Source organism: Amycolatopsis sp., from assembly GCF_035276945.1.
In the GTDB taxonomy this organism is placed as follows: Bacteria; Actinomycetota; Actinomycetes; order Mycobacteriales; family Pseudonocardiaceae; genus Amycolatopsis_E.
The window spans coordinates 1-15,091 of record NZ_DATELF010000022.1 but is presented as its reverse complement, the minus strand read 5'-3'; the positions used below and the strand labels follow the sequence as shown (position 1 = coordinate 15,091).

At 66.7% G+C, this 15,091-nt stretch carries 14 protein-coding genes; 9 read left to right on the top strand and 5 right to left on the bottom strand.

Translation table 11 applies throughout. The features are described 5' to 3' along the window. A partial coding sequence (gene rpoC, locus VJT49_RS03020) for a DNA-directed RNA polymerase subunit beta' (RefSeq protein ID WP_324163085.1) occupies positions 1-2,925 on the top strand: 2,925 nt, incomplete at its 5' end. 260 nt (positions 2,926-3,185) lie between these two features. Here rpoC and VJT49_RS03015 read toward each other — a convergent pair. From VJT49_RS03015 to VJT49_RS03000, 4 genes are read right to left on the bottom strand one after another with little or no spacing between them, the layout of a single operon-like run. Then, positions 3,186-3,833 carry an ESX secretion-associated protein EspG gene (locus VJT49_RS03015; RefSeq protein WP_324163083.1) on the bottom strand — a complete coding sequence of 216 codons (648 nt, stop codon included), beginning with the start codon at positions 3,831-3,833 and terminating at the stop codon, positions 3,186-3,188. Positions 3,834-3,841: 8 nt separating this feature from the next. Next, positions 3,842-5,020, bottom strand: a complete 1,179-nt coding sequence (locus VJT49_RS03010; RefSeq protein ID WP_324163081.1) for a hypothetical protein — start codon at positions 5,018-5,020, stop codon at positions 3,842-3,844. Beyond that, positions 5,020-5,628, bottom strand: coding sequence for a DUF3558 domain-containing protein (locus tag VJT49_RS03005; protein ID WP_324163080.1), 609 nt, complete (start codon positions 5,626-5,628; stop codon positions 5,020-5,022). The genes VJT49_RS03010 and VJT49_RS03005 overlap by 1 nt, the downstream gene beginning before the upstream one ends. Next, a complete protein-coding gene (locus VJT49_RS03000) occupies positions 5,628-6,131 on the bottom strand; it encodes a PE domain-containing protein (protein WP_324163078.1) in 504 nt (167 codons plus the stop codon). Before VJT49_RS03000 ends, VJT49_RS03005 begins: the two co-directional genes overlap by 1 nt. Positions 6,132-6,828: 697 nt before the next feature. On the opposite strand from VJT49_RS03000, the gene VJT49_RS02995 reads away from it, so the two are divergent. Beyond that, positions 6,829-6,978: a hypothetical protein gene (locus VJT49_RS02995; protein ID WP_324163076.1), complete on the top strand. Its 150-nt coding sequence runs from the start codon at positions 6,829-6,831 to the stop codon at positions 6,976-6,978. 874 nt (positions 6,979-7,852) lie between these two features. Here VJT49_RS02995 and VJT49_RS02990 read toward each other — a convergent pair. Next, on the bottom strand, positions 7,853-8,401 hold the full coding sequence (locus tag VJT49_RS02990) for a hypothetical protein (protein WP_324163074.1): 549 nt from the start codon (positions 8,399-8,401) through the stop codon (positions 7,853-7,855). A 436-nt stretch (positions 8,402-8,837) separates the two neighbouring features. Here VJT49_RS02990 and rpsL point away from each other — a divergent pair, with 436 nt between their 5' ends. The 7 genes from rpsL to rplD all read left to right on the top strand — a co-directional run. Then, positions 8,838-9,212 (top strand): 30S ribosomal protein S12, encoded by a 375-nt coding sequence (rpsL, locus tag VJT49_RS02985; protein ID WP_003102113.1) that lies wholly within the window; start codon positions 8,838-8,840, stop codon positions 9,210-9,212. Next, positions 9,212-9,682 (top strand): 30S ribosomal protein S7, encoded by a 471-nt coding sequence (gene rpsG, locus VJT49_RS02980; RefSeq protein WP_324163048.1) that lies wholly within the window; start codon positions 9,212-9,214, stop codon positions 9,680-9,682. Before rpsL ends, rpsG begins: the two co-directional genes overlap by 1 nt. 64 nt (positions 9,683-9,746) lie before the next feature. Continuing rightward, positions 9,747-11,846 (top strand): elongation factor G, encoded by a 2,100-nt coding sequence (gene fusA / locus VJT49_RS02975; RefSeq protein WP_324163046.1) that lies wholly within the window; start codon positions 9,747-9,749, stop codon positions 11,844-11,846. Between the two features lie 179 nt (positions 11,847-12,025). Then, positions 12,026-13,219, top strand: a complete 1,194-nt coding sequence (gene tuf / locus VJT49_RS02970; RefSeq protein WP_324163045.1) for an elongation factor Tu — start codon at positions 12,026-12,028, stop codon at positions 13,217-13,219. A 289-nt stretch (positions 13,220-13,508) separates the two neighbouring features. Continuing rightward, positions 13,509-13,814, top strand: a complete 306-nt coding sequence (rpsJ, locus tag VJT49_RS02965) for a 30S ribosomal protein S10 (RefSeq protein WP_003938093.1) — start codon at positions 13,509-13,511, stop codon at positions 13,812-13,814. Between the two features lie 9 nt (positions 13,815-13,823). Continuing rightward, entirely contained in the window at positions 13,824-14,483 is a 660-nt protein-coding gene (rplC, locus tag VJT49_RS02960; RefSeq protein WP_324162890.1) for a 50S ribosomal protein L3, read from the top strand. After that, positions 14,480-15,091, top strand: a 612-nt coding sequence (rplD, locus tag VJT49_RS02955) for a 50S ribosomal protein L4 (protein WP_324162888.1), incomplete at its 3' end; no start/stop codon positions are given. The genes rplC and rplD, both read left to right, overlap by 4 nt.

The following is a 15,091-nucleotide window of genomic DNA, read 5'->3' as shown; positions in this document are numbered from 1 at the left end:
CAGCTCGACGGTGGCCGGTTCGCCACCTCCGACCTGAACGACCTGTACCGCCGGGTGATCAACCGGAACAACCGGTTGAAGCGGCTGATCGACCTCGGCGCGCCCGAGATCATCGTCAACAACGAGAAGCGGATGCTGCAGGAGGCCGTCGACGCCCTGTTCGACAACGGCCGCCGCGGCCGGCCGGTGACCGGCCCGGGCAACCGCCCGCTCAAGTCGCTGTCCGACCTGCTCAAGGGCAAGCAGGGCCGGTTCCGCCAGAACCTGCTCGGTAAGCGGGTCGACTACTCGGGCCGTTCGGTGATCATCGTCGGTCCGCAGCTGAAGCTGCACCAGTGTGGTCTGCCCAAGGACATGGCGCTGGAGCTGTTCAAGCCGTTCGTGATGAAGCGGTTGGTCGACCTCAACCATGCGCAGAACATCAAGTCCGCCAAGCGGATGGTGGAACGTGCGCGGCCGCAGGTGTGGGACGTGCTGGAAGAGGTCATCACCGGGCACCCGGTGCTGCTCAACCGGGCGCCGACCCTGCACCGGCTGGGTATCCAGGCCTTCGAGCCACAGCTGGTGGAAGGCAAGGCCATCCAGCTGCACCCGCTGGTCTGTGAGGCGTTCAACGCGGACTTCGACGGTGACCAGATGGCGGTCCACCTGCCTCTGTCGGCCGAGGCGCAGGCCGAGGCGCGGATCCTGATGCTGTCGGCGAACAACATCCTGTCGCCGGCCTCGGGCCGCCCGCTGGCCATGCCGCGGCTGGACATGGTCACCGGCCTGTTCCACCTCACCAGGATCGACGAGAGCGCGACCGGCGCCGGCCTCGCGTTCTCCTCGCCCGCCGAGGCGATCATGTCCCACGACCGCAAGGCGCTGAGCCTGCACGCCCCGGTCAAGATCCGGATCTCCGACCGGCAGCCGAACAAGGTCGACGAGGCCAAGCTCGCCGACAACGGTTGGGAGCCGGGTCAGCCTTGGCTGGCCGAGACCACTCTCGGCCGGGTGATGTTCAACGACCTGCTGCCGCCGGACTACCCGTTCGTGAACGAGCCGATGCCGAAGAAGCGGCAGGCCGCGATCGTCAACGACCTGGCCGAGCGGTACTCGATGACGCAGGTCGCGCAGACCCTGGACCGGCTCAAGGACGCCGGCTTCTACTGGGCCACGCGGTCAGGCGTCACGGTCTCCATCTCCGACGTCGTCGTGCCGCCGGAGAAGAAGGAGATCCTCGACCAGTACGAGGCCAAGGCCGACCAGGTCGAGAAGCGGTACCAGCGTGGCCAGCTCTCGCACGCCGAGCGCAACAACGAGCTGGTCAAGGTGTGGACGCAGGCGACCGAGGACGTCGCCAAGGTCATGGAGGACCACTTCCCCGAGGACAACCCGATCTCGATGATCGTGAAGTCCGGGGCGGCCGGCAACATGACCCAGGTCCGCTCGCTGGCCGGGATGCGTGGTCTGGTGTCGAACCCGAAGGGTGAGTACATCCCGCGCCCGATCAAGGCGAACTTCCGTGAGGGCCTGTCGGTGGCCGAGTACTTCATCGCCACCCACGGTGCCCGGAAGGGTCTGGCGGACACCGCGCTGCGGACCGCCGACTCGGGTTACCTGACCCGGCGTCTGGTGGACGTGTCGCAGGACGTCATCGTCCGCGAGGTCGACTGTGGGACCAGCCGGGGCATCAACATGATGATCGGCGAAGACCTCGGCGGCCGGATCGTGCGTACCCAGCACGTCGAGACCAGCGCCTACGCCCGCACGCTGGCCACCGACGTCGTCGACGCCGAGGGCCACGTGCTGCTCAACGCCGGTGACGACCTGGGTGACCCGGCGATCGAGAAGCTGATCGGCAGCAGTGTGCTGAAGGTCAAGGTGCGCAGCGTGCTGACCTGCGAGTCGGTGGTCGGTGTGTGCGCGATGTGCTACGGGCGTTCGATGGCCACCGGCAAGCTGGTGGACGTCGGCGAGGCCGTGGGTATCGTCGCCGCCCAGTCCATCGGTGAGCCCGGTACCCAGCTGACGATGCGTACCTTCCACCAGGGCGGTGTCGCCGGTGACGACATCACCACTGGTCTGCCGCGTGTCACGGAGCTGTTCGAGGCCCGTGTCCCGAAGGGCAAGGCGCCGATCGCCGACGTCGATGGCCGTGTGCGCATCGAGGAGAGCGAGCGGTACTGGAAGATCACGCTCACCCCGGACGACGGTGGCGAGGAGATCGTCTTCGACAAGCTGTCGAAGCGGCAGCGCCTGGCCAACACGCCGACCGGGCCGCTGCAGGACGGCGACCACGTGTCCGTCGGCCAGCTGCTGCTGGAAGGCACGCCCGACCCGCACGAGGTGCTGCGTGTGATGGGCCCGCGCGAGGCGCAGATGCACCTGGTGGACGAGGTCCAGAAGGTGTACCGGGCGCAGGGTGTGTCGATCCACGACAAGCACATCGAGGTGATCGTCCGGCAGATGCTGCGCCGGGTCACGATCATCGACTCTGGTTCGACCGACTTCCTGCCCGGTGAGCTGCCCGAGCGCACCAAGTTCGAGTCGACGAACCGGGCCTCGGTGGCCGAGGGCGGCGAGCCCGCTTCGGGTCGTCCGGTGCTGATGGGTATCACGAAGGCGTCGCTCACCACGGACTCGTGGCTGTCGGCGGCGTCGTTCCAGGAGACCACGCGCGTGCTGACCGACGCGGCCATCAACGGCCGCAGCGACAAGCTCGTCGGCCTCAAGGAGAACGTGATCATCGGTAAGCTGATCCCGGCCGGCACGGGCATCAACCGGTACCGCAACATCCAGGTGCAGCCGACCGAGGAGGCACGGGTGGCGGCCTACGCCATCCCGTCCTACGACGACGGCTACTACACCCCGGACGTGTTCGGCACCGGCACCGGTGCCGCGGTCCCGCTCGATGACTACGACTTCGGCCGCGACTTCCGCTGATCTCGTAGCCTGAGTGCTCGAAGGCCCCGGACGCCTCCCGCGTCCGGGGCCTTCCCTTGCCGCCGATCCGGAGCTTGTGGCGGCGATCGCCGAAGGAGAGACCGAGCTTGATGCCGCCTTGGGCATCGATGCCTCGGAAATCGAGGCCAAGTTTTTTGCGCGACCGATGGGCCTGTTGAGCCACGTATGCACTGAGCAAGATGCCCGAAAATTCTCTCCCGGCTCGCCGCTACCTACGGGCGGTCGGACAAGTCCGTTGATCAGCCCAGGCGGGTGGCCAGCTCGCGGCCAGGGAAGACCGTGATGTAGCGGTTGGTCGCCGGACCGGAGAGAGCGAAGCCGACCCGCCCGTCTTCGGTGTCAAGGTAGCTCACCGGAAGCGTGTTTCCGCTGTGGAGTTCGCCGAGGCCGCAGCAGGGAAGGTCGAGGATTTCCTTGAGCTGGCGGGCTTCTTCGCTGCGGTTGTCCTCCTGTGCTATGGAGAACGGCGTGAACCGCGCGCTCGGATACTCCGGCAACTCTCGCACCAGAAGCGTGCTGTGCGTGTCGCCGCGCTTCATCGGCCTGAGCCAGACTCGATCGTCCTGGCACCCCGCGACGACGCCGTCTCGATCGAATCCCGCGACCAGTGTGCCATATTGCTCCTCGCCGGTGCGGATGTAGGCGTGGAGGAGTACCTGCGGACGGTCCAGAATCTCGAAAGTGTCCACGAGCGTGTCGCTGAGATGCTCGCCGCGCGTCAGGCCGAGCTCGGCGAGCTCATCGAAGGCTTCGTGATCGATTCGTCCTTGCAGCGACGGCGGGACGAACCGCGCGCCGCCGGCGAAGATCGGATGCGGGTCGCTCTGGCTGATCTGCGCGTGGGCGGACAGGAACGTGCGCAGAGACAGCTCGACCGTCCGGGCCACGACCATCGTCAGCGTTCGCCGATGACCGGCGGTGCGGCCTTGGGAAGCGGGCTGGCGAAGGTGCCATCCGGGTCGGGGTTGCGGAGGTAGTCGGGCCGCTTGCGCTCCTTGTCCTCTTCCTTCCTGCCGCCATGGCCCATCCCGGCCATTCCGCTCTGGCCGGGTTTCCCGGTGTTGCCCGCCGTCCCGGGACGGCCACCCCGCGTGGTCGCCTTCTCCTCGGCCGGCCCCGCCCCGCTACCGCGGCCCTCGCCGAGGTAGCCGCTTCCACCGCCGGGCGCGCCTCCCTCGTTCAGCGGGTCGAGTGTTCCGGTGCCCACGTAATAGCCGGGAATTCCATATTTCGAGCCGTAGCTGCCCGTGATATCCGGGTTGGCTCGCGGGTCGAGCGAACCCGTCGGGCCGAACTGGTAGCCCTCCGAAAGGTTTCCGCTCGACGGCGTGTACGTAGCCGCACTTGTCCCGTCGTTCTCCGTCGGGCTGGTCGAAGGCGTGCCCGTGTTCCCGACGCTGCTCGTTGGCTGGACCGGCGACGGCTCCAAGGCCACTGGTTTCGGAGTGGGCGAGTAGTTGCCATGGCCTCCGGTGGGTTTGCCGGGTCCGGCGGCGGGTGTCACCGGCCCGGCGATACCGGGGGAGCCGGAGCGGGTCATGTCGACCTGCGAGCCAGGGTCGACGACCTGGCCGAACTGGCTCGGCGCGTTCTGTTTGTCGGCGGTGCTGGCGTCGTAATAGGCGCTGAACGCCTGGATGTTGGCCTGCCCGGCGGCCACCCACGCACTGAACTTCTGCTCGAAGCCACCGCTGGCGCCGAAGATCAGATCGATGGTGTCCCGCTTGGTCATCCGGGGCGGCTGCGCGGACACCGGCTGGACGGAGTTCTGGACAATCGAAAACGCGGTCACCTGCGCGGAGACCGAGCCGTCCACCTTGGCGAGGTGATCGAGATCGTCCTCGGTCGCCTTGCTCAACGGCCTGGTCGCGTTCGCCGCCGCACGCCCGGCGGCGCCCTGGAAGCCTTCGCTGATCTTACTGTTCAGGGCTCTGACGTCGGCCGCGCTGTTCTCCATCAGCCGGCGTAGCTGGGAGAGGGTGTCCTGGCTGTCACGCAACGGACCGAGCCCCGGACCACCGTTGATCTTTTCGTAGATCTCAGCCGGCGTCAGCGGTGTCTCCTGAACGGACATCAGCTTCCCCGCTTGATATTGTCGATGATTGTCTGAGCGACCTGATAAGCCGCGTCGCAGGGGTCTTTCTTCCCGATGTTCTGCCTACGGATGGTCGCGCCGACATCAATCGTGGAATTGTCGCTGGTCCCGACGGCAACCGTGCAGCTTCCACTTGTCATGCGGTCGTCATTCACGCCGTATGCAACTGCAGGGTAGCCTTGGATCGTCCCCAGCGGTTGGAAAAAAGCGAAGGCGCTGCCTTTGCCACCATAGATCCGGCTCAAGCCCTTCGCGACGAAGCCGATACCGATACTGGCGCCCGAGCCGTCACTTGTGTGCCAGTTGCAGGCGGGTCCACCCGGAGCATTGAGATCCGGCTCAGGCGAGACACCCGTGCCGAGGAAACGATCGATCTGGTCCTGGGTGAGCCCATCACAAGGTGACTGCTCGTAGCGATCTGTCGTCAACGGGGTCGCGACTCCGGGTGCTGCAGATTCTGTGCTTGGCTGCGGCGCAGAGGTGGTGCTTCCGGTCGGCCTGGCGTCACCGGTCTTGTCAGCTGTGCAGCTGGCCACGAGGGTGACAGCTAGCGTCGCGACCGCGAAAGCGGATCGGTAACGGCGCATCAAAAGGGGCTCCTTGGCGATGAGGTGTCGACATGACCGACCACGTCGCGGTTGTCGTTGTCAACCTTGGCATAGTGGCCAGCGGCACTGCGGAACTTCTGTGCCTGGTCCCGGCAGTACTGTTGTCGATCTTGAAAGGCTGCGCTCATCGCGCGGCCTGTGTTCCTCACGGCTTCGGCGTGGATCTTGCTGGCGTATTCATCACCAGGTCCCTGGATCTCCATGAGCCGCTGTGCGTAACGCTGTTTGTCCGAATACGCGTCTCCGAGTTTGTCCCACTCCTTTGCCATGGCGTTGAGGTGGTCCGGGTCGAAGGCGAAGCCGCTGGTGTCGGAGGCCACGGTCGCGAACGGTGAGAAGACTTCGGCAAACGACCTGCCGTCGATCGTGTACGCGAGTGGTTGCACCGTCTCCGGAGCGTCGAACTGGTGCGCCGGGGGCACATAGGTGCCGCTGTTGTTCCCCACCGGATGCGGAGTGCCCGGTATCTCCCGTTCGACCATGCTGCGGTTCCTCCCCTGGACCCGGCCGTGTCACCGCGATGAGATGCACCGATGTTACCATGAGTGTCCGATCGACTACGGTATTCTGCGCGAACGTGCGGTGTGGAGCTCCCGTGTCCGCGAGGCGTCAGGCCGGCACGGAAACTCCACATGTGATAACGAGCCGTGTGGCTGTTGCTCTTGATTTCCGCCGTCGCGATTTCGGCGTGTGCGGTGCCTGGTACATCGCGCCCCGCGGCACCGACTACGCCCGCCAAATGGCGGTCGAAACCGGACCGGCCGAAGGACCGTGATCCGGCTGCGATCGACGCGGCGATGAAACGCGTCGACCTGTGCTCGCTGATCGACCTGAGTGTGCTCGCTCCCGGGCCGCCGTCGGACTGGAGCGCGATCACGGGGGGCAACAAGTCCGCAGTGCCATCTGCAACGCGATTACCGCCTTCTCCTTACCGTCGAGGATCGCCACTCGCTGCGCGGAATCAGCAGCATGGACCCCGTTCTGCCTTCCGGCGTGGACGTCGACAAGGCACGCGAAACCGTAACGACGGTGCTCATGAGATATTTCCCGCGACAAACCGAGCGGTAAACGATTACACATCGTGCTCCCGCGGACACTCCGGGCACGAAGCGCGACGGGTGCGGGGGTTGGGTAGCGTGTTGGCCGAGCAAGTTCACCAGGTGAAACGAGGAGGGCGTTGTGAACGCTGACGAGACCGCCGAGCAGAAGGAGGCACCCACAACCGGCCGCCACGCGCGACCGGACGGTGTCCCGCCACATCCGGCGATCGACCTTTCCCGGGACCCGAACCCCGGTACGCCGGACCACGCCAAGCCGGACGACAAGTAGGTAGTAACTCTTTCGGGTCCCCGGACTACGCGGGCCCGGGGACCCCTTGTTGCCGGCGCGACGCGCGCGTTTGGCGCCACCCCGACACCGACAATTCGGTCGAAAATGGCCAATCAGGCATATGTCATGCGAACCCACAGGCTCGACGGCCGTTCGATCGACGGTGCGCGGCCAAGCCGGCGCCTGAACGTCACGGCCGGATGTGGCCTGGTAGATGGCGGCGAGATCGATGAACGCGTCTGTCGCGCGAAGTGCGGTCGGTCCGTCGAACCGTCGCTTCCGGAGTTCAGTACTCGCGACACCGTTCTCCAGAGAAAGCACAACGTTTGTGCGCTTGAGGCAACCGAAGAAGTATTCGGCGAGTTGAGGCGTGGCCACTGATCGTGCCAGTTCCATGTCCGGGACGGCCACCACGAAATCGCGAGGGCCGACTACGAGATCTGGCCATACCGTGATCGGGTGGTCCGGTACTGTCCGCTCCCGTCCCTGGTGACTATCCACAATGGTGTACCGTCGGGTATTCGAACTCCGACCGTCCTCGAACAGCTTCCCGGGTCGTCTCCGGGTGACGGATGTCAGCGCTCGAATGCTGCCACCTGGTAGCCGGATCTGGTGAACTCGACACGGTAAGTTTCGGTCGGGTCGTAGCCCGGTCGTAGCCTGAGAAGGGCCCGATGACGGATATCTTTTCCGGGTAACGCGCGACGCCGCCGACCTCGCGGGCGAGCTTGACTCGGGCCGCTCCCAGCGCACGTTCCCGGTCACGGTTCCTGAAACAACTGACCACGGCGGACAGCGACATCGATACGACAATTCAGTGCGACAATGGCGAGCGAGAGGGGCAAACTGTCCATCTCGGTTCGCTTTCCGAGGCTCAGCTGTCGAGTTCATCGCGGACCTGGTCATCCGATTCTTCTTCGCCCGTGTCGCCGAGCCGAGGATCTTCTTGATGTACTTGGTGCGCTCGACGACCGTCGACAGGACATAGTTCGCCAGTTCTCGCTTCGATTCGGGCCTGTCCCAACAAGTCGATCCCGGTTGCGGCCTCAGCCGCCGCGGTGCGGGCCGCCTCGGCGATGAGTTTGTTGACCTTCCCGGTGGTCGTGCCCGCCGTGACCCCGTGGCCGTGCTCGCGGCCGCGGTCGAAGCGCCGCAGGCGGGGACGGCGGCGTGGCCGAGCGATTCGTCCGCGACCCTGACGAAGTCCTCGGCCAGCGAGTTCAGGCCCTGGCCGATCTTGCCGAAGTTCTCCGGCGGCCGTGGCCAATGCCGGACCGTCTCCGGTGACCCCGTGGACGGCGTCCTGGATCGAACCGCCAGGACCGGCCACGCCGGTGACCCCGTGATCGGGTGAGCCGGCCGATGTTTCGAGCGCGGTGATCTCGGCCTGCATCTGGTCAACGTTCGCGAACTGTTCGTCCACGGTACGTAACCGCGACCGGAACTGCTCGAACTGGGCGACCAACTGGTCGAACGCGGTGGGCACGACCGACCCCCGGGCAACTCGTGCGAATCACCCGACATCATGTCGGATCTCACCTGTTCGCGGCGCCTTTCAGGTAAACTGAGTGACCAGCCACCCCGGCCGCCGGCTTGAGATCGACCCCGATGTGGTCGCCCCCGAAGCGGGCGGGTATCTTTGACGACTGTGCCCGGCACGTGCTGGGCCGCTCTGCGCGCCATTCGGTTCAGCAGGGCGCCGAACGCGCCCCGCCGACCGCCTCGGCGAAGCGGAGATCCACGGAAAATCCGAGGGAACGTTACCGGCCGGAAGGCCCAGACGCGGGCCGACACGCCCGACCTCGGGGACCGGGGAGAGCAGGAAGAACACAAGCAAGACGCGACAGAAAGCTGGTCCATTGCCCACGATCCAGCAGCTGGTCCGCAAGGGCCGCCAGGACAAGGCTGCCAAGCAGAAGACCGCGGCGCTCAAGGGGAGCCCGCAGCGGCGCGGCGTGTGCACCCGCGTGTACACCACCACGCCCAAGAAGCCGAACTCGGCGCTGCGCAAGGTCGCGCGTGTGAAGCTGACCAGCGGCATCGAGGTCACCGCCTACATCCCGGGCGAGGGCCACAACCTGCAGGAGCACTCGATGGTGCTCGTGCGTGGTGGTCGTGTGAAGGACCTGCCCGGCGTCCGCTACAAGATCATCCGCGGTTCGCTCGACACTCAGGGCGTGAAGAACCGCAAGCAGGCGCGCAGCCGGTACGGCGCGAAGAAGGAGAAGAGCTAATGCCCCGCAAGGGTCCGGCCCCGAAGCGGCCACTGATCTCCGACCCGGTCTACGCCTCGCCGCTGGTCACCCAGCTGGTGAACAAGGTGCTCAAGGACGGCAAGCGCTCGCTGGCCGAGCGCATCGTCTACGGCGCGCTGGAAGGCGCCCGTGAGAAGACCGGCACCGACCCGGTGGTCACGCTCAAGCGTGCGCTGGACAACGTGCGGCCCACCATCGAGGTGAAGAGCCGTCGTGTGGGTGGTGCGACCTACCAGGTGCCGATCGAGGTCAAGCCCGGCCGCTCGACCACCCTTGCCCTCCGCTGGATCGTCGCCTTCTCCCGGCAACGCCGCGAGAAGACCATGATCGAGCGTCTGCAGAACGAGCTGCTCGATGCGAGCAACGGCCTCGGGGCCAGCGTGAAGCGCCGCGAGGACACCCACAAGATGGCCGAGTCCAACAAGGCGTTCGCCCACTACCGTTGGTGATCGCAGCCCGGCTGCCGACGAAAGCCTGGCCGGGCCCCACGCTTCTAGACAGGGGAACAGTGCAGTGGCACGCGAAGTGCTGACCGACCTGAACAAGGTCCGCAACATCGGCATCATGGCCCACATCGACGCCGGTAAGACGACGACGACCGAGCGGATCCTGTTCTACACCGGGATCAACTACAAGATCGGCGAGGTGCACGACGGCGCCGCGACGATGGACTGGATGGAGGAGGAGCAGAAGCGGGGTATCACCATCACCTCGGCTGCCACCACCACCTTCTGGAACGACTACCAGATCAACCTGATCGACACGCCGGGCCACGTCGACTTCACCGTCGAGGTGGAGCGGAATTTGCGCGTGCTCGACGGGGCCGTCGCCGTGTTCGACGGCAAGGAAGGTGTCGAGCCGCAGTCCGAGCAGGTCTGGCGTCAGGCCGACAAGTACGAGGTCCCGCGCATCTGCTTCGTCAACAAGATGGACAAGCTGGGGGCGGACTTCTACTTCACCGTCCGCACCATCTCGGAACGGCTCGGTGCCCGCCCGCTGGTCATCCAGCTGCCGATCGGCGCGGAAAACGACTTCGAGGGCGTCATCGACCTGGTCCGCATGAAGGCGCTGACCTGGCGTGGTGACGTCAAGAAGGGCGAGGACTACGAGGTCGAGGAGATCCCGGCCGCGCTCGCCGACCGCGCCGCGGAGTACCGCGAGAAGCTGGTCGAGACCGTAGCCGAGGCCGACGACGAGCTGATGGAAAAGTTCCTCGAGGGCGAGGAGCTGACGGAGGCCGAGATCAAGTCCGGCATCCGCAAGCTTGTCATCGCGCGCGAGGCGTACCCGGTGCTGTGTGGCTCCGCGTTCAAGAACAAGGGCGTGCAGCCCATGCTGGACGCGGTGATCGACTACCTGCCTTCGCCGCTGGAACTGCCGGAGGTCGACGGCCTGCTGCCCGACGGCGAGACCAAGGCCAGCCGCAAGGCGTCGACCGCCGAGCCGTTCTCCGCGCTCGCGTTCAAGATCGCCGCGCACCCGTTCTTCGGCAAGCTGACCTACATCCGGGTGTACTCGGGCAAGGTCGTGGCGGGCTCCCAGGTCATCAACTCGACCAAGGAGCGCAAGGAGCGCATCGGCAAGATCTTCCAGATGCACTCCAACAAGGAGAACCCCGTCGACGACGCCCAGGCCGGCCACATCTACGCGGTCATCGGCCTGAAGGACACCACGACCGGTGACACGCTCTGCGATCCGCAGCACCCGATCGTGCTGGAGTCGATGACGTTCCCCGAGCCGGTCATCCGGGTCGCCATCGAGCCGAAGACCAAGGCCGACCAGGAGAAGCTGTCGACCGCGATCCAGAAACTCGCCGAGGAGGACCCGACCTTCCAGGTCCAGCTCGACGAGGAGACCGGTCAGACGATCATCGCCGGGATGGGCGAGCTGCACCTCGAGGTGCTGGTGAACCGGATGAAGTCCGACTACAAGGTCGAGGCGAACATCGGTAAGCCGCAGGTCGCCTACCGCGAGACGATCCGCAAGACGGTCGACAAGTACGAGTACACCCACAAGAAGCAGACGGGTGGCTCCGGTCAGTTCGCGAAGGTGCTCATCCAGTTGGCGCCGCTCGCGACCACCGACGGTGCACTCTACGAGTTCGACAACAAGGTCACCGGTGGCCGCATCCCCCGGGAGTACATCCCCTCGGTGGACGCGGGTGCGCAGGATGCCATGCAGTACGGCGTGCTGGCCGGATACCCGCTGGTCGGGTTGAAGGTGACCCTGTTGGACGGTGCCTACCACGAGGTCGACTCCTCGGAGATGGCGTTCAAGATCGCCGGCTCGATGGCGCTCAAGGAAGCCGCGAAGAGGGCCAACCCTGTGCTGCTGGAGCCGATGATGGCGGTCGAGGTGACCACGCCCGAGGACTACATGGGTGATGTCATCGGCGACCTCAACTCCCGCCGTGGCCAGATCCAGGCCATGGAGGAGCGGGCCGGCGGCCGCGTCGTGCGCGCGATCGTCCCGCTCTCGGAGATGTTCGGCTACGTCGGCGACCTGCGGTCGCGGACCCAGGGCCGGGCGAACTACTCCATGCAGTTCGACTCCTACGCGGAGGTCCCGGCCAACGTGGCCAAGGAGATCATCGCCAAGGCGACCGGCGAGTGACGCCGGTCCGTGACCCCGGTCGCGGACCAGGTCGCGGGCCGTCACGGGGCTTTCGCTAGCCTCGTGTCGGCCCTCTCGGTCCTCCGAGACACGGCAGGACCCATACCGACGAGCACCACCCGGCCCGTCCCCCCGCGGGAGAGGGGCCAGGAGAACAGAAGTCCAGGAGGACGAGAGCAGTGGCGAAGGCCAAGTTCGAGCGGACCAAGCCCCACGTCAACATCGGCACGATCGGTCACATCGACCACGGGAAGACGACGCTCACCGCGGCGATCACCAAGGTGCTGCACGACAAGTTCCCGAACCTCAACCAGGCCTCGGCGTTCGACATGATCGACAAGGCCCCCGAGGAGCGGCAGCGCGGCATCACGATCTCGATCGCGCACGTCGAGTACCAGACCGAGAAGCGCCACTACGCGCACGTCGACTGCCCCGGGCACGCCGACTACATCAAGAACATGATCACCGGTGCGGCGCAGATGGACGGCGCCATCCTGGTGGTCGCGGCCACCGACGGCCCCATGCCGCAGACGCGCGAGCACGTGCTGCTCGCCCGCCAGGTCGGGGTGCCCTACATCGTCGTGGCGCTCAACAAGGCCGACATGGTCGACGACGAGGAGATCCTCGAGCTCGTCGAGCTGGAGGTCCGCGAGCTGCTGTCCTCGCAGGAGTACCCGGGCGACGACCTGCCGATCGTGCGGGTCTCGGCGCTCAAGGCGCTCGAGGGCGACGCCGAGTGGAGCGACAAGCTCATGGAGCTCATGGACGCGGTCGACGAGTCGATCCCGGAGCCCGTGCGCGACGTCGAGAAGCCGTTCCTCATGCCCGTCGAGGACGTCTTCACGATCTCCGGCCGCGGCACCGTGGTCACCGGCCGCATCGAGCGCGGCATCGTCAAGGTGAACGAGGAGGTGGAGATCGTCGGCATCCGGCCGCAGTCGTTCAAGACGGTCACCACGTCCATCGAGATGTTCAAGAAGTTCCTCGACGAGGGTCGCGCGGGCGACAACGCGGCGCTGCTGCTCCGCGGTGTGAAGCGCGAGCAGGTCGAGCGCGGCATGGTCGTGACCAAGCCGGGCTCCACCACCCCGCACACCGAGTTCGAGGGCCAGGTCTACATCCTGTCCAAGGACGAGGGCGGCCGTCACACGCCGTTCTTCAACAACTACCGCCCGCAGTTCTACTTCCGCACCACGGACGTGACGGGCGTCGTGACCCTGCCCAGCGGCACCGAGATGGTCATGCCGGGCGACAACACCACCATGGACGTGAAGCTGATCCAGCCGATCGCCATGGAGGAGGGCCTGCAGTTCGCCATCCGCGAGGGTGGTCGCACGGTGGGCGCCGGTCAGGTCACCAAGATCGTCAAGTAATACCCCCCGGTCGAGGTTGCCGCACTTCGGTGTGGCATCCTTGACGGGTTGCGCGTCGGGCTCGGCATGCGGCTAGTGGCATGCCGAGCCTTGGCGCGGGGCCCCCGAGCACAGCGAAAGACCCCCAGGGGTCTGCGGGTGATCCGGGGACCGGTCCGGGTTCGGAGCGCGACACGCCCGACCTCGGGGACCGGACGCCCCCCGTCGGTGAGACCTCGCAGGGCTCCCGCGCGGGCGGCACCCGGAGCACACGTGAAGAGCGGCAGGAAGAAGAGGAACACCGACGACCATGGCGGGACAGAAGATCCGCATCAGGCTGAAGGCCTATGACCACGAGGCCATCGACGCCTCCGCGCGCAAGATCGTCGAGACGGTCACCCGCACGGGCGCTCGGGTCGTCGGGCCGGTGCCGCTGCCGACGGAGAAGAACGTGTACTGCGTCATCCGCTCGCCGCACAAGTACAAGGACTCGCGCGAGCACTTCGAGATGCGCACGCACAAGCGGCTCATCGACATTCTCGACCCGACGCCGAAGACGGTCGACGCGCTCATGCGCATCGACCTGCCTGCCAGCGTCGACGTGAACATCCAGTAGGGCAAGCAGATGACGATCGAGAGGCAGATCACCGGGATCCTGGGCACCAAGCTCGGGATGACCCAGGTGTTCGACGAGAACAACCGGATCGTTCCGGTCACGGTGGTGCAGGCGGGCCCGAACGTGGTCACGCAGGTGCGCACGGCGGAGAAGGACGGCTACGTCGCCCTCCAGCTCGCCTACGGGGCCATCGACCCCCGCAAGGTCAACAAGCCCGAGACCGGCCACTTCACCAAGGCGGGCGTCACCCCGCGGCGCCACCTCGTGGAGCTGCGCACGTCCGACGCGGGCGAGTACGAGGTCGGCCAGGAGATCACCGCCGAGGTGTTCGCGCCGGGCGCGAAGGTCGACGTGGTCGGCACCTCGAAGGGCAAGGGCACCGCGGGCGTCATGAAGCGCCACGGCTTCGGCGGCCTCGGCGCGAGCCACGGCACGCAGCGCAAGCACCGCTCGCCCGGCTCCATCGGTGGCTGCGCCACCCCGGGCCGCGTGTTCAAGGGCCTGCGGATGGCCGGGCGCATGGGCCACGTGCGGGTCACCACGCAGGGCCTCACCGTGCACCGCGTCGACGCGGAGCGCGGGCTCCTGCTCATCAAGGGCGCGGTCCCCGGCCCCCGCGGCGGGCTCCTGTTCGTCAAGAGCGCAGCGAAGGGCGGTGCCACCGCATGACCAGCACGGTGACGGTCGAGCTCCCCGCGCACGTGTTCGACACCCACGCCAGCGTCGCGCTGATGCACCAGGTCGTCGTGGCCCAGCTGGCCGCGGCCCGCCAGGGCACGCACGACACCAAGACCCGCGGCGAGGTCCGCGGCGGCGGCAAGAAGCCCTACCGCCAGAAGGGCACCGGCCGCGCCCGCCAGGGTTCCACCCGGGCCCCGCAGTTCGTCGGCGGCGGTGTGGTGCACGGCCCCACGCCGCGCGACTACACCCAGCGCACCCCCAAGAAGATGAAGGCCGCCGCCCTGCGCGGGGCGCTCTCGGACCGGGCGCGCGCGGGCGTCGTGTACGTCGTCGACACGCTCGCGCCGGGCGACACCCCCTCCACCAAGGCGGCGCGCGCTGCGCTCGTCGACGTGGCGGGCGAGCTGAAGACGCTCGTCGTGCTGACCGTCGAGGACACCATCGCCCAGCTCTCGCTGCGCAACCTCCCCAACGTGCACCTGCTCACGCCGGGCCAGCTCAACACCTACGACGTCCTCGACAGCGAGACCGTGGTGTTCACCGAGGAGGCGCTCGCCGAGTTCCTCGACGGGCCGATCGGCACCCCGAAGGGCGCC

Bases quoted from the DNA above. Each gene is read 5' to 3' on its own strand.
- VJT49_RS03010 (WP_324163081.1), bottom strand. From the start codon at position 5,020: ATGTCCGTTCAGGAGACACCGCTGACGCCGGCTGAGATCTACGAAAAG.
- VJT49_RS03005 (WP_324163080.1), bottom strand. From the start codon at position 5,628: ATGCGCCGTTACCGATCCGCTTTCGCGGTCGCGACGCTAGCTGTCACC.
- VJT49_RS03000 (WP_324163078.1), bottom strand. From the start codon at position 6,131: ATGGTCGAACGGGAGATACCGGGCACTCCGCATCCGGTGGGGAACAAC.
- rpsG (WP_324163048.1), top strand. From the start codon at position 9,212: ATGCCCCGCAAGGGTCCGGCCCCGAAGCGGCCACTGATCTCCGACCCG.
- rpsJ (WP_003938093.1), top strand. From the start codon at position 13,509: ATGGCGGGACAGAAGATCCGCATCAGGCTGAAGGCCTATGACCACGAG.
- rplC (WP_324162890.1), top strand. From the start codon at position 13,824: ATGACGATCGAGAGGCAGATCACCGGGATCCTGGGCACCAAGCTCGGG.